At 72.7% G+C, this 13673-nt stretch carries 12 protein-coding genes; 2 read left to right on the plus strand and 10 right to left on the minus strand.

Annotated features, from left to right (window positions below):
- The 3 genes from ABT254_RS03290 to ABT254_RS03300 are packed head-to-tail and all read right to left on the minus strand — an operon-like array spanning position 1 to position 3958.
- Complete coding sequence (locus ABT254_RS03290; RefSeq protein WP_351462968.1) at positions 1–1236, minus strand: vWA domain-containing protein; 1236 nt, start codon at positions 1234–1236, stop codon at positions 1–3.
- A complete protein-coding gene (locus ABT254_RS03295) occupies positions 1233–2483 on the minus strand; it encodes an AAA family ATPase (protein ID WP_351462970.1) in 1251 nt (416 codons plus the stop codon). Before ABT254_RS03295 ends, ABT254_RS03290 begins: the two co-directional genes overlap by 4 nt.
- Positions 2484–2539: 56 nt before the next feature.
- Positions 2540–3958: a hypothetical protein gene (locus tag ABT254_RS03300; RefSeq protein ID WP_351462972.1), complete on the minus strand. Its 1419-nt coding sequence runs from the start codon at positions 3956–3958 to the stop codon at positions 2540–2542.
- Between the two features lie 278 nt (positions 3959–4236).
- Here ABT254_RS03300 and ABT254_RS03305 point away from each other — a divergent pair, with 278 nt between their 5' ends.
- Positions 4237–5442, plus strand: a complete 1206-nt coding sequence (locus tag ABT254_RS03305; RefSeq protein WP_351462974.1) for a cysteine desulfurase-like protein — start codon at positions 4237–4239, stop codon at positions 5440–5442.
- Positions 5443–5487: 45 nt separating this feature from the next.
- Here ABT254_RS03305 and ABT254_RS03310 read toward each other — a convergent pair whose 3' ends face one another.
- From ABT254_RS03310 to ABT254_RS03330, 5 genes are all read right to left on the minus strand, one after another.
- Positions 5488–6297 carry a transglutaminase domain-containing protein gene (locus ABT254_RS03310; RefSeq protein WP_351462976.1) on the minus strand — a complete coding sequence of 270 codons (810 nt, stop codon included), beginning with the start codon at positions 6295–6297 and terminating at the stop codon, positions 5488–5490.
- Between the two features lie 104 nt (positions 6298–6401).
- The gene (locus ABT254_RS03315; RefSeq protein ID WP_351462978.1) at positions 6402–7424 is read right to left on the minus strand and encodes a TolB family protein; all 1023 of its coding nucleotides are present in this window, start codon (positions 7422–7424) and stop codon (positions 6402–6404) included.
- The gene (locus tag ABT254_RS03320) at positions 7421–8704 is read right to left on the minus strand and encodes an MFS transporter (protein WP_351462980.1); all 1284 of its coding nucleotides are present in this window, start codon (positions 8702–8704) and stop codon (positions 7421–7423) included. Before ABT254_RS03320 ends, ABT254_RS03315 begins: the two co-directional genes overlap by 4 nt.
- A 5-nt stretch (positions 8705–8709) precedes the next feature.
- Positions 8710–9600 (minus strand): alkaline phosphatase family protein, encoded by an 891-nt coding sequence (locus ABT254_RS03325; RefSeq protein ID WP_351462982.1) that lies wholly within the window; start codon positions 9598–9600, stop codon positions 8710–8712.
- 226 nt (positions 9601–9826) lie between these two features.
- Complete coding sequence (locus tag ABT254_RS03330; RefSeq protein WP_351462984.1) at positions 9827–10690, minus strand: LysR family transcriptional regulator; 864 nt, start codon at positions 10688–10690, stop codon at positions 9827–9829.
- A 70-nt stretch (positions 10691–10760) separates the two neighbouring features.
- Between ABT254_RS03330 and ABT254_RS03335 the strand changes: the two genes are divergently transcribed.
- Entirely contained in the window at positions 10761–11357 is a 597-nt protein-coding gene (locus ABT254_RS03335; RefSeq protein WP_351462986.1) for a short chain dehydrogenase, read from the plus strand.
- 160 nt (positions 11358–11517) lie between these two features.
- On the opposite strand, the gene ABT254_RS03340 is transcribed toward ABT254_RS03335, so the two are convergent.
- A complete protein-coding gene (locus ABT254_RS03340; protein WP_351462988.1) occupies positions 11518–12408 on the minus strand; it encodes an ornithine cyclodeaminase family protein in 891 nt (296 codons plus the stop codon).
- 234 nt (positions 12409–12642) lie between these two features.
- A complete protein-coding gene (locus tag ABT254_RS03345) occupies positions 12643–13557 on the minus strand; it encodes a LysR family transcriptional regulator (protein WP_351462990.1) in 915 nt (304 codons plus the stop codon).
- Positions 13558–13673: the final 116 nt, after the last annotated feature.

Below are 13673 nucleotides of genomic sequence, written 5' to 3' on the forward strand. Positions count from 1 at the left end.
CTACCCGATGTCGACCACCCGGGCCCAGGCGGGCGGCGCATCGGGCACGTAGTCGGGATCCTCCTCGTCCCAGCTCCCGCCCTGCCGGGGGAACAGGCCCACCACCGTCCGGCACGCGGGCCGCGAGTCCGGCCAGGGCGTCTGGCCGTCGGTCAGCACCACCACGACATCGGGGCGCGGTCGCGTGCGCAGTGCCTTGGCGAAGCCCGTGCGCAGATCCGTGCCACCGCCGCCCATCAGCGGGATGCCCTCGGCCCGGCACAGCGGGTGCGCGACCCGGGCCGCCGCGTCGCACGGCACCACGGTCACCAGGTCGCGGCGGCCGCCCACGGCACGGGAGATCGCGGCGACCTCCAGGAGCGCGCTGCCCAGTTCGGCGTCACTGACCGACCCGGACGTGTCGATGATCACCGAGACCCGGGGCGGCCTGCGCCGCAGGCTCGGCAGTACGACGCCGGGCAGGGACACCGAGCGCCGCGCAGGCCTGCCGTAGCTGTAGTCCTCTCCCGCGCCCGACCCGGAGGCCGCGGAACGGACCGCCGCGCCCAGCAACTCCCGCCAGGGCTGCGGCGGATGGAACGCCTTCTCCGCCCACCGCCGCCATCCCTCCGGGGCGCTTCCCGGACGGCCCTTGAGCCCCTGCGCCACGCGGAACCGCACCGCGTCCTGCTCCTGCCCGCTCAGGCCGTGCGCCCCGTCCGGGCCCAGCTCCCACTCCCGTGCCAGCCCGTCGGCGCCGCTGCCGCAGTCCAGCCACGCCAAGCTCTGCGTGCGCGCGCCGAGCGTGAACTGGCGCAGGTAGTCCTCCATCAGCTGACCCTCGGACAGCCCCAGGGCCGCCGGCCGCACCGCGCCCAGGGGTGAGACCAGCCCGTCGCCGTAGATGTCGTCGTTGATCTCGCAGTCCGCGGCGATGTTCATCCGCAGCCGCTCGCCGGGGCCGGTCAGCCCCCGCTCCCGGGCCACCCGGTCACTGCGCCCGTGGTGGTCGCGCAGCAGATGCGACACCTCGTGCACCCAGACCCCCGCCAGGTCCTCCACCGGCATCCGGTCCACGAACCCCGGTGAGACATAGCAGCGCCAGTACCGGTCGACGGCCATCGTCGGCACCTGCCGCGACTCGACGGTGTGCAGGGCGAACAGGGCGGTCGCCAGGTACGGGCGGGCCCTGGCGGCCTGCAGCCGGGCCGCGAACAGCTTGTCGAGGTCCAGTGCCCCCGGTTCGTCGGCGCTCATCGGCCGGCCTTCGCGGTCGCGGCGGCGCGGGCCGCCGCCTGGTCCGCACGCCGGGACACGGACACCGCTCCGGCGAGCTTCTCGATCGACGCCGGTACGTCCCAGTCCTCGCGGCGCAGCGTGGCGAGCGTGGTCGCGGGCACCACCACCAGGTCCGGGGCCCCGGTCTCCAGCGCACGGACCAGGAGCGCCCAGGCCGCGTCCCAGCGTGACTTCTCGGGGCGGCCGCGGACCGCCGCCACCACTCCGTCGAGCACGGCCTGGCGCAGATCACCCCGCTCGGGCAGCTCCGCGTTCGCCGGGTCGGCGAGGAGCACCTCGGGGTCCGGCAGGTCCAACCGGTCCAGACCGGCCAGCAGTTCAAGGCCCGGCCCGTCGCCCACCGTGCCCCGGACCAGGAGCGAGAGCACGTCCCGGGAGGATCCGGCCGCGGTCGCGAAGGCGATCAGGCGCAGTGTCATCTCCCAGCTCCGGGGTGACGGCCAGGCGCCGCCCCGGCGCATTTCGTTGCCGGGCAGCTGGTGCACGAGTTTGGGCCGTGCGGTGAGCAGCCCGCACACCGCACGGCGCGCGAAGTCCACCGCCTCCGTCAGCTTTGCCGGGGAGAGCCGCGGCAGCGTGGCACGCGGCCAGGTCCCGCCGAGTCCGCGTACGACGACCTCGTGGTCGTGGGTCCACTGGAGGTGCACGAAACGGTTGGCCAGCGGCGGGCTCAGCTCCCAGCCGTCGGCCGCCGAGGACCGCGGATTGGCGGCGGCCACGATCCTTACGCCCGGCGGCAGTCGGAGGGCGCCGATCCGGCGCTCCAGCACGAGGCGCAGCAGCGCGGCCTGTACCGCGGGCGGCGCGGTGGACAGCTCGTCGAGGAACAGCAGTCCCCGCCCGGCCCGCACCAGGCGCACCGCCCAGTCCGGCGGGGCCATCGGGACGCCCTGCTCCGCGGGATCGTCGCCGACGACGGGCAGCCCGGAGAAGTCGGAGGGCTCGTGCACGCTGGCGATCACCGTGGTCAGCGGAAGGTCCAGGGCCTCGGCAAGCTGGGTGAGGGCCGCGGTCTTGCCGATCCCCGGCTCACCCCACAGCAGCACGGGCAGATCGGCGGCCACGGCCAGCGTCAGCGCTTCGAGCTGAGTGTCGGGACGGGGTTCGGTGGTGGCGTCGCGCAGCAGGGCCAACAGTTCGTCGGCGACCTCCAGTTGGGATGCGGGGGCAGTGACGGTGGCAGCGAACGGGATGTGTGCAGGCATGTCTGGTCACCTTTTCGTCGGGGTGAGCCGAGTGAGAGGGGTGTACGAGGGTGAGGTCAGCGGAGGTTCGCGTGGCGCGGGTGCGAGCGGTGGCGGTGGGTGCGGCGAAGGTCTCCGGGGCGGTGGCGGGCCGGCCCGCGGGCGGGCCCGATCAGCCCCTCCCTGAACAGGCCGTAGGTGATCCGCCGCTCCGCGGCCGCCTCCAGTTCGTCCCGCAGCGGGCCGTCGCGCAGCACCGCTTCGGGCCCGAGCAGGCCCTCCACGACGGCCAGGGCACCGGCGATGTCGCCGTGGTCCAGACGCTCGCGAACGCCGGGGAGACAGTCGGGACGACGGTGTGCCGCGTCGATCGCCTGCAGACAGGGCAAGGGCGTCCCGGTCAGCGCGACCAGCAGCTCCTCCCGCCGGATCTCGGCCGGGTCGTGGTCCAGCGGGGCCAGCACCCCGTCGACCAGACCGATCCGGTGCCGGGCTCCACGGCACTCCACGAGACGCGGCTGCCCGGCCGCTTCCGGAGAAGCGGGCGGGACGGCCGGCGAGTGGTCCGGTACGAGGGCGGAGGCGACCAGGGGGTGCAGCCGATCGGGTGTGATCGCCCCGGTGCGCAGCAACTCCACGTCGGGCGGGACCCAGGTCGCCGCATCGGGCAGCACCGGCAGCACGGAGGCGTCGCCGTACCCGGACGCGTCGGATAGTCGCACCGAGGGCGGCCCGGCCTCATCGCTGCCCGCGGTCAGATCCAGGAGCAGGCGATGTCTGCCCCCGAGCCGCACGAGTACGCAACCGCCGGACCCGCGCCGCCCTTCGGCGCCGAGCAGAATACCCGCCTCGGCCGCCCACCGGTCGACGGCACAGCGCCGGCCGTCCGGCACCGTCCCGGGCAACTCCCGTGGCGTCGCAGAGCTGTTGTCGTTGCCCGGCCGATCAGCTCCGGACCGTGTCCGCAGCTCACCGGCTCTGCTCGCATCCCACAGATGCCGGTGCAGGTCGAGACGGAACCGCCGACTGGGATGGGGATGCGGGTGACGCCGGGTGGCGGCCTCGGTGGGGGAGCCGTCCCACAGAGCGACGCTGATCCGCTGACCGGCATCCGCCCAGGCCGGCGGAGTCCGCACCACCAGGTGCACCGGATCCGGCCCGTCCCGCCCGGCAGCGTCGTACCGGGCCAGAGCGACGGTCAGACCCGGGCGCAGCAACCCGTCGGGAGCGATCCGCGGCATGTGCCAGCGCAGCAGATCGGGAGCCAACCGGCGCAGATCGGCCCGCACTCGGGCCGCGAGCTCCCGGCCATGGCGGCGCGTCACGGAACGCAGGTTGAGGTCGACATCGAGTCCTGCGGCGGCACACGCTCCCGCCCAGTCGCCGACGAGCCGGCGGGCGGTCGCAGTCTCGATCATGGAGGGCGGCACGGCGAACTCGCGCACGCGCTGCCAGAGGGAGAAGCGGGAATCCTCGTTCGCGGTCGGAGTGAGCATCAGCACTCACCTGGCGCGGACGGGACCCCCAATCTGTCAACAGAATGAGTCGTCATCGCGAGGGATCGTAGCCGTCCGGCGTCCCACTCGGCCAGGAATTTTCCGATCAGGGAATTCAGGACGACGTCTCCGCGCGGGCGAGCAGATCCAGGACCACGGCGGGTGGCCCTGGGGCTCTCCCGCGTCCCGCGCGCAGGTGGCCGACACGGGCTGTTGCCACGCCCGCCCGCGATCGCGGAGGATCTTCTGGCCAGGCCCGGCACCCGACAGGAGCTCTCGTGACGTACGACATCACCGCCATCCGCTCCCAGTTCCCCGCCCTGGCGGCCGGAACGGCACACTTCGACGGCCCGGGCGGCACCCAGACCCCGCAGCCCGTCATCCAAGCCATCGCCGACGCCCTGTCCAACCCGCTGTCGAACCGGGGCCAGGTGGCGCCGGGGGAGCGCAACGCCGACACCATCGTCACCGGGGCCCGCAGGGCCATGGCCGACCTGCTCGGCGCGGACCCGTCGGGAATCGTCTTCGGCCGCAGCGCCACCCAGCTCACCTACGAGTTCTCCCGTACCCTCGCCAAGGCCTGGCAGCCCGGGGACGAGGTGGTCGTCACCCGCCTCGACCACGACGCCAACATCCGCCCCTGGGTCCAGGCCGCCACGGCGGCCGGCGCCACCGTACGCTGGGCCGACTTCGACCCCGCCACCGGGGAGCTCACGGCGGACGACATCCGCGCCGTCCTCAGCTCACGCACCCGGCTGGTCGCCGTCACCGCCGCCTCCAACCTGATCGGCACCCGTCCGGCGATCGCCGAGATCTCCCGTCTGGCCCATGAGGCGGGGGCGCTCAGCTACGTCGACGGCGTCCACTACGCCGCCCACACACTGGTCGACCTGGAGCAGCTCGGCGCGGACTTCTTCGTCTGCTCCCCGTACAAGTTCCTGGGCCCGCACCACGGAGTCCTCGCCGCCCGGCCGCAGTTGCTGGAGACCCTGCGGCCGGACAAGCTGCTGCCCTCCACCGACGCGGTCCCCGAGCGCTTCGAACTGGGCACGCTGCCCTATGAGTTCCTCGCGGGCACCACCACCGCGGTCGACTTCCTCACCCGCCTCGACCCGAGCGCCACGGGAACCCGCCGACAGCGCCTGACCGCCGCGTTCGCGGCGCTCGAAGCACACGAACACAGCCTGCGCACCCAGATCGACAAGGGACTGTCCTCACTCGAAGGACTCACGATCCACTCCCGGGCCGCCGACCGCACCCCCACCCTGCTGCTCACGTTCGAGGGCCGCTCCACCGCGGACGCCTACCGCTTCCTCGCCGAGCGCGGCGTCCACGCCCCCTCGGGATCCTTCTACGCGATCGAGGCCTCCCGCCGGCTCGGCCTCGGTGACACCGGAGGCCTCCGCATGGGTCTCGCGCCCTACAACAGCGCGGAGGACGTCGACCGGCTGCTGGGTGGGCTGTCCGAGTTCCTCGGACTCTGAGCAGCGGCCGGAGGCCCGAAAGTGCCGTCCGAGCCGTGTCGCCGACTACGGCCGGGAGGCACGAGTCGGTCCTGCGGACCGACGGCCCAGGACGGGCTCGGCCAGCACTCTCGCCGTACGGCAGAGGGTCTGGCCGTGCCGGGCGAAGAGTTCGTCCCGCGAGTCGAAGTGGCCCAGGTCCGCCAGGACGTGGGCCGAGAGGTCGCACGCGGCACCGTCGGCCGGGCAGAGCGTCACCCCGTCCCAGTCGATCGCCGTCCTGGACAGCGCCTCGAACAGCGTCTCCGCACCGGCGTTGGTGAAGCCGCCCTGGCCGTCGCTCAACTCGTCGAGGCTGCCGAAGAGTTCCGAGACCGTCAGCCAGGGAGCGGCGGCGTGCACGGCCGGCGCAGCTAGGTCGACGCGGAATTCGGGCCAGGCCAGGAGAACCTGGTCCGGGACGATCCGGCGCAGCCGCGGAAAGCGCGGATACCAGAAAGCCCCGTCGACCAGCAGGCCACGCACCCGCGTGGCCACCCCCGATGCCCGTGCCACCGCTTCCAGCACGGCCAACCGCTGGCTGCACGAACCACGGCCACGGCGCAGCACCTCGGACACGGGCCGCTCGTCCTGCACCGAGTACACCGGCCGCACGGCCCCGGCAATGACCCGGTGGGCCCGGCGCAGATCCGCTGTCCTGGGGTCGGGCGCCGTCGTCCCCGGGGCGGCCGCCGTGCCGATCTGCCGAAGCAGGGAAGCGACCTGCGGGTGCCGCCAGTCGAGGATCCGGGTCGGGGCGGTGCTCCCGGCCGCCGTTCCACCGTTCGTCGTGCCGGCGCGAGAACGTCCTCGTGGCGTGAGAAGCGAGCTCGTCATGACCGTGGTCCTCTCTCCGGCACCTCGATGGCCACACGTATCATCGCCGATGAATTGAACATGTTCAACTATGGCCCCGCGGACACGGGACCTGCGAGGACCCGTCAGCCCAGGTAGGCGGGAGCCACCGCCGAGCTCATCAGCCGGCGCGCCGTGCCGGTGCCGTCGGCCGGGACGGTCCACAGGTCCGAGCCGTAGTCGCCGGGGAGGGCGTAGACGAGGGTGGAGTCGTCGGCCCACAGGGCCTGGTCGTCGATGTTGCGCTGCTCGGCGGTCGCGGTCTCCTTCATCGTGCGCAGGTTCAGGACGTACAGCCGCCAAGGGGCGTCGGGAGAGGCTCCCTCGACGCGTTTCTTGTAGGCGATGCGGGTGCCGTCGGGGGAGAGGGAGGGGCATTCGACGTTGTGGTGCAGGCTGGTGAGGGTGCGTGCCCCGGCGTCTCCCCGTACGAGGTACGTGTTGCCGGCGGTCGCCAGCGTCGCGTAGAAGCGGTTGTCGTCGGCGAAGGTGACGCCCCAGATGTTGGTGTCGGCGGCGCGGTAGGCGCGGCCGTCCTTGATGATGCGGAAGGTCTCCAGGTTGTCGTCGATCTTCCAGGTGCGGGTGTCGACGATGGCCGTGCGCGTGGAGAACTTCGTTCCGGCGTAGGAGTCTCCGCTGACGAAGACCGTCCAGGCCACCATGTGGCCGGAGGGCGAGACACGGGCCCGGGTGGGGATGCCCGCGGCCGGGAAGCGGTGCCGCACGCGCAGGTGCGCGTCGAGGACGACCGCCCGGTAGGTGTCCCTGAGCGTGCCGTGCACGGCCTGCAGGCAGATGCCGGTACCGGCCGCCGCGTGGAAGCGCAGGCACTTGACGCCCGAGGCGGTGCGCGGCCCCTGCGGATCGTCGGCGGGCACGGTGGCGATCTCGTCGCGGTGCGGGCCCCAGGCCAGGTTGCGCACCAGCAGCCTGCGTCCGGCCGTCGGCCGGAGCGAGACGGCGCCCGCCCGCACGGTCGGACCGTTCGCCTGCTGCTCGTCGCGCATGCCCGAGCGGTGGGCGGCGTACAGCACCGCACCGGTGCCGACGCCCCCGAGCAGCAGGACGGCGACCAGCAGGATCACCAGACGGGTGGTTCGGGTCATGCCGACACCTCCGCGGGGGAGGCGTCGCCGGCGGGCCGGAGCACGAAAAAGGCCACGACGGCGCTGAACGCCAGCGCGGTGGCGGTGCCGGCGAGCGCGCTGCGCCCGCCCCACAGGCTCCAGGCCGCGCCGAAGACGAGCGAGCAGGCGAACCGGGCCAGCGCCTGTCCGGTGCCCACCAGTGCCTGCCCGGCGCCCTGGTGCTGTGCGGGCACGGCACCGGCGGTGGCGGCCGCGAGGACCCCGTCGGTGGCCGCGTAGAAGGTGCCGTGCAGGACGAGGACGGCGACCACGGCGGGAACGCCGTGCCAGGGGGAGAGCACCAGGCCGTAGCCGAGCAGCAGGACGCCGTGACCGGCCAGGAACAGCCGGCGGCGGTCGAGGCGGTCGGCGAGCGCACCGAGCGGGACGGCGAGCAGCAGGAAGACGGCGGCGGTGCCCAGGGGCAGCAGCGGGAACAGGTCGGCGGACAGGTCCCCCGCGCGCTGGAGCAGCAGATACAGGAAGGAGTCGCTGACGGTGGTGAGACCCAGCAGGGCCGCGCAGAAGGTGAGCCGGCGCAGCTCCGGGCGGCGCAGCAGGCCGAGTGAATCGCGCAGGGCCGGGCGAGCGGCCTCGGGCATAACTGCGGCACCGGCGGGTGTGATGCGGCCGGGCACGAAGAGCACCAGCACCAGCACCCCGAGCACGGCGACACAGCCGCTGACGGTGAAGACCGCGTCGTAGCCGTCGACGGTGGCCCGCAGCACGGCGAAGGCGACCAGCGGGCCGAGCAGTGCGCCGGTGGTGTCCATGGCGCGGTGCACCCCGAACGCCCGCCCCCGGTGCTCCGGTTCGGTGGCCAGCGAGATCATCGCGTCCCGGGGGGCGGTGCGCAGTCCTTTGCCGGTGCGGTCGGCCGCGAGCACGGCGCTGATGACGGGGAGGGTGTGGGCGAGCAGCAGCAGTGGCTTGCACAGCGCCGACAGGCCGTAGCCGAGGCCCGCCACGACCTTGTGCCGGCGGCCGCCGCGGTCGGCGAGGTGACCGCCGGCCAGCCGGACCAGCGCCCCCACGCCGTTGTTGATGCCGTCGAGGAGACCGAAGCCGAGCGGGGACAGGCCGAGGCCGGCGACCACGTAGAGGGGCAACACGGCGGTGACCATCTCCGAGGAGACGTCGGTGATGAGGCTGACCGCACCCAGGGCCAGCACGGTGCCGGGGACAGCGACCGGCCGCCGCCCCGGACGGGTGTCCGGGGCGACGGCGGCCTTGGTGCTGCGGGAGTCCGCGAGATACACGGGCGTCAGTTCCAGATGCCGGTGATGTCGGACGCCGACGCGGCGTTGCCCGCGTGGCTGCTCAGACCGGCCAGGTCCTCCACCGTGCGCAGGACGTTGTAGTGGTTGTACGTGGTCGAGCTGGAGCTGCCGGGCGCCACGTGCTGGCCGTAGAGGACGGTCGGGATGCGGTTGCCGGAGAGCTTGTTGTCCTCGTCGAAGGTGACGGCGAGGATGCTGTTGTGCGTCTGGGCCCAAGTGGCGTACGCGCCCAGGTTGTTCTTGATCCAGGTGTCGCCCGTGGAGACCGAGCAGTCGTGCATGTCGCTGCACAGGTTCGGTACGACGAAGGAGACCTTCGGCAGGGTCGTGTAGTCGGTCGGGAACTGGGCGAAGGTCATCGCGGTGTTCGTCGGCACGTTGGAGAAGCCGAACCACGGGTTGTGCTTCTGGGCGTAGTTGCCGCTGCTGCACGTCGTCGAACCCTGGCTGGGCAGCGACTCGTTGTAGCTCTTCCAGGTCTTGCCCTCGGCGATCAGCTCGGAGGCGAGGTTCGGCGCGGAGATGGAGCCGACGCTCACACAACTGTCGTCGGTGCGGCCCTGGTTGGAGCCGGAGAAGAGCATGTAGTAGTTCGGCTCACTGGGGTGGGTGAGGCCGTAGGACTGGGTGAGGTTGGCGCCACCCGCCTTGAGGGTGTTGTTGATGTACGGGGCGCTGGAGCTTCCGATCACCTGCGAGTAGGCGTGGTTCTCCATGACCACGACCACCACGTGGTCGGGGGCGGGGAGAGCGGCTGCCTGGGCGGCTGAGGTCGTTGCGGCCCACACACCGATCGACGTGGCGGTGAGGGCGACAGCCCCGGCGAGTGCGGTGAGGGGGTGTCTGGTGCGCTTGGAAGCCTTTACGGCGGTCATGACTGTCCTCCGGACAGAAGTGACGGGCACGTGCGGGGGGAGGCGGCGCCGCAACCATAGGAGCCTCAGACCGGTACTGCGTGAAGCCCAGACGAACGGCGGACCCCGATGGGCAAACATCGCACGACGTGCTGGTCATGTACAGGTCATGCGTGATGTGAGCTCATGGGTACGACGGCAACGACCCACGTGCCCCGCCGTCCGCGGACCCGGTCGACTGCGCTGGTCACGCCTGCAGTTGTGCGGAAGCCATGTGCTGCAGATGGCCGAGAAAGGCGAGCGTGGCCGGATGGGTGGGAGTGCGCGGCCAGGCCATACGGACCGTCACGTGAGGCACGTCCGCCAGGGGCAGATAGCGGACCCCGGGGTGCGGATGGCTCTGCTCGGTGGCCTCCGCGGTGACGCCGACCGCCTCCCCGGTGGCGATCACGGTGAGCCACTCGTCGACGTTGGCCACCTCGAACGTCCGGGGCCGCCGCCCCTCGGGCCACAGCTCGGCAGTGGTGGCGGCGGTCGCGCACAGCACCACCGGCCGGTCGGCGAGATCCGTCAGCCGCAGCGACGGAAGAGTGGCCAGCGGATCACCGTCGGGTACGGCGGCCATGCGCCGCTCCCGGTACAGCGAGCGGACCTCCAGCCCGGCGCCGGGCGCGGGCGCGGTGCGCACCAGCGCCGCGTCGATCTCTCCGCGGCGCAGCGCCACCTCCGGATCGTCGCGCCGGTACACCTGCACCGGGGTTGCGGGATGCGCCTCCCGCCAGGTGCGCAACAGCGGCACGGTCAGGTCGCCGAGCGCCGCCCAGGCGAAGCCTATCCGCAGCGGACGCACCCCCGCCGCGGCCTCCGTCAGCGCGTCGTCCAGCTGACGGAGGATCAGATGAGCCTTCTCGTGCAACCGTTGACCGGCGTCCGTGAGGGACAGAGTGCGGGTGGTACGGTCCACCAGCCGCACGCCCACCCTGCTCTCCAGCTGCTCCAGGGTGCGCGAGAGCGCGGGCTGGCTGATGTGGAGCACGGCCGCAGCGCCGGTGATGGTGCCCTCGTCGCCGATCGCGGCGAGCGCCCGCAGATGCCGTAGCTCCACATTCATAACTTGGAAGCATAAGCGCTCCCCAGAAGGTATTTCCCTCCCGCAGGGGGCCGGGCCTAGCGTCGCAGTCATGAAGATTCTGCTCATCGGTGCCACCGGCACGCTCGGCGCGGCCCTCCACAAGACACTCGACGCCCGCGGCCACGAGGTCCTCACCGTGGGACGCAGCGGCGGCGACCTGCGCCACGACATCACCGACCCCGCGCAGGTCACGGAAGTCTACGACCGCGCCGGCCCGGTGGACGCCGTGGTCAGCGCCGCCGGACACGTGCCGTACAAGCCGGTCGCCGAGCTGACCCCCGAGGACTATCTGGCCGCCTTCCACGGCAAGGTGCTCAGCCAGATCGACCTGGTGCGCCAGGGCATCCCGCGGATCGCCGAGCGCGGCTCCTTCACCCTCATCACCGGTGTGCTCGCCCGTGAGCCCATCCCCACCGGCAGCGCTGCCTCCATGGCCAACGGGGCGCTGGAGGCGTTCGTGCGCGCCGCCGCCATCGAGATCGCCCCGCAGCGCATCAACGCGATCAGCCCGACGGTCTTCACCGAGAGCCTCGCCGCGTACGGCGACTACTTCCCGGGCATGCCGCCGGTGGACCTCGCCGATGTCACCCGGGCGTACGTCCGGTCCGTCGAGGGCGCGCAGACGGGGCAGATCTACGCCCTGTAGTGAGCAGAGTGCCCTTCGGCGTGGGCGCGAACTCGCCTTGATGCCGCGCGCCGTGGCGTCGTCGCACCTGGCAGTCCACGCTGAGTTCGGCGCCGGGTGGGAGCGTGCTCCTCGGCCACCGTCGCCATGTCGAGGCCACCGGCGCTCCCGGCCGTCGCCGTCATGCCCGCTTCGCCTCGAAGTGGGCCACGGCGACCACCAGGTCCTGCCAGGCCATGCCCACGCTTTTGAACAACCGGGGCTGCCCGGGCGGGAGTTGGGCCTTGCCCCGCACGAGATCGGCGAGGCCGACCAGCGTGCCGGGATCGAGCGTCCCCGACTGCACGGCCAGCACGATGTCGCCCGCCTCACGCAGCGCCGCCGAAACCGCCTCCACCACCACCGTCGAACGCCCGACGGCCGTCTCGTCGACCTCACGGGCGTCGGGCTCGTGCGATCCGACGGCCACCACGGTCGCGTGCGGCGGCAGCAGCGAGCCGTCGAACAACGGCGTGCGCGCCGTGGTGCAGCAGGCCACGAGGTCGGCGTCCGCCACCTCGTCCGCAGTGCCGACTCGCGCCCCGATGTCCTCGGCGAACGCGCGGGTGCGCTCGGGGTTCCGGCCGACGACCACGACGTCCCGGATCGGCCGGACGCACCGCAGGGCCTCGGCATGCGACCGTGCCTGCGGCCCCGTCCCGAACAGCACCAGTCGGCTCGCGTCCGGCTCGGCGAGCGCGTCGGCGGCCACGGCGGACACCGCCGCGGTACGGACGTCGGTGAGCGCGATCCCGTCCAGCAGGGCCAGCGGGGTGAGGGTCTCGCCGTCCAGCAGCAGGTAGTTGCCCTGGATCCGCGGCAGTTCCCGTGCCGGGTTGTCCGGTGCCACCGTCACCACCTTGACTCCGGCGTAGGAGCCCCAGTGGGCGGGCATGAGAAGGAGCTCGCCCCGCGGCACCGGGACGGCCGAACGCGGCGGACCGGCCTCCGGGTCGAGCCCGCCGAGCAGGCTCGCGCGCAGCGCGCCGATGGCCGCCTCCATGGGCGGCGCACCCTCCACAACGGTGATCACAGCTGAATCCCTCCTTGCTCACCGGCCATCTCCGACCGGTTCCTCCCCACGATGTGCTCCGGCCGACCACAGCCACAAGGACCGGAAGAGCGACCGACCGACGGCTCCGGCCACCGCCTGGTCGACCTGAGCGCCGCACCGGCCTGTCCCGGGCCCGCCGGGTCACCGGCCGGGAGGGGACGGCGGGTGGCGAGTCGGCCGTCCGGTCGTGCGCAGGCGAGTCGGGTGCCGGTCCTACGGCGTCGCAGGCCGCCGCGTGCCGGCCACCGCGCGCAGCACCTCGACCAGTGCGGCCACCGTCGGCCGGTGCTCGGCGGCGGAGCGGAACACCACGACGATGTGCCGCTCGACCCTCTCGCGCAGCCGCACCACGTCGAAACGGGAGGCGCGCAGTCTGAGCATCAGCTCCGTCACCGTGCTGATCCCGATGCCCGCCTCGACCAGCGCCAGCGTGGCCGCGGTGTCGGTCACCTCGTGCCGGACGTCGGGTTCGATGCCGGCCCGCCGGCAGGCGGTGCGCACGGCGCGGCCGTAGTAGCTGTCGGGGGAGGGCAGGATCCACCCCAGGTTCTGCGTGTCGGCCAGGGCGATCTCCGCGCGGCCCGCCAGCCAACCGGTGGGCACGGCGAGGGAGAACCGCTCCCGGTCCAGCTGCATCACCCGCAGCGCGGGATCGCGCGGGATGGGCACGTCCGGGTAGTCCAGGCCGAGCGCCAGGTCCACCGCACCGGAGGCGACGGCGTCGTACACCTCGTCCACGTCCATGTCGCGGCTGTGCACGGCGAGCCCGGGGTGCGCCTCCCGCGCCCGTTGCAGGGCCGGCGGCAGGATCTCGGCGGCGGCCGTGGCGAACAGCCCCACCACCAGCACCCCGGAGACCTCGCCGCGGCTGCGCTCCAGCGCCTCGACCGCCTCGGCCTCCGTGGACAGGATCCGTTCGGCATGCCGGGCCAGCGTCCTGCCGGCATCGGTCAGCTCCACCCGTCGCCCCACCCGCTGCAGCAGCTCCATGCCGGTGGCCTTCTCCAGGGCGGCGATCTGCTGCGAGACCCCGCCGGGCGTGTACCCCAGCGCCCGGGCCACCGCGGTGATGGTTCCGCGTCTGGTCAGCTCCACCAGGGAACGCAGCTGGGAGCTCGTCCAGTCCATATAGGAACACTAATAGATCGGGAGCAGTAACTGTTCATGGACGTCAAAGGTCGGATTGCGTCACGATGACGGGCAGAAAGCCCAACGCCCCCGGCCCGGCGCGGCCTCCGGAAGGG

Origin of the sequence: Streptomyces sp. NPDC001137 (genome assembly GCF_040298885.1) — a bacterium.
Lineage (GTDB): Bacteria > Actinomycetota > Actinomycetes > Streptomycetales > Streptomycetaceae > Streptomyces.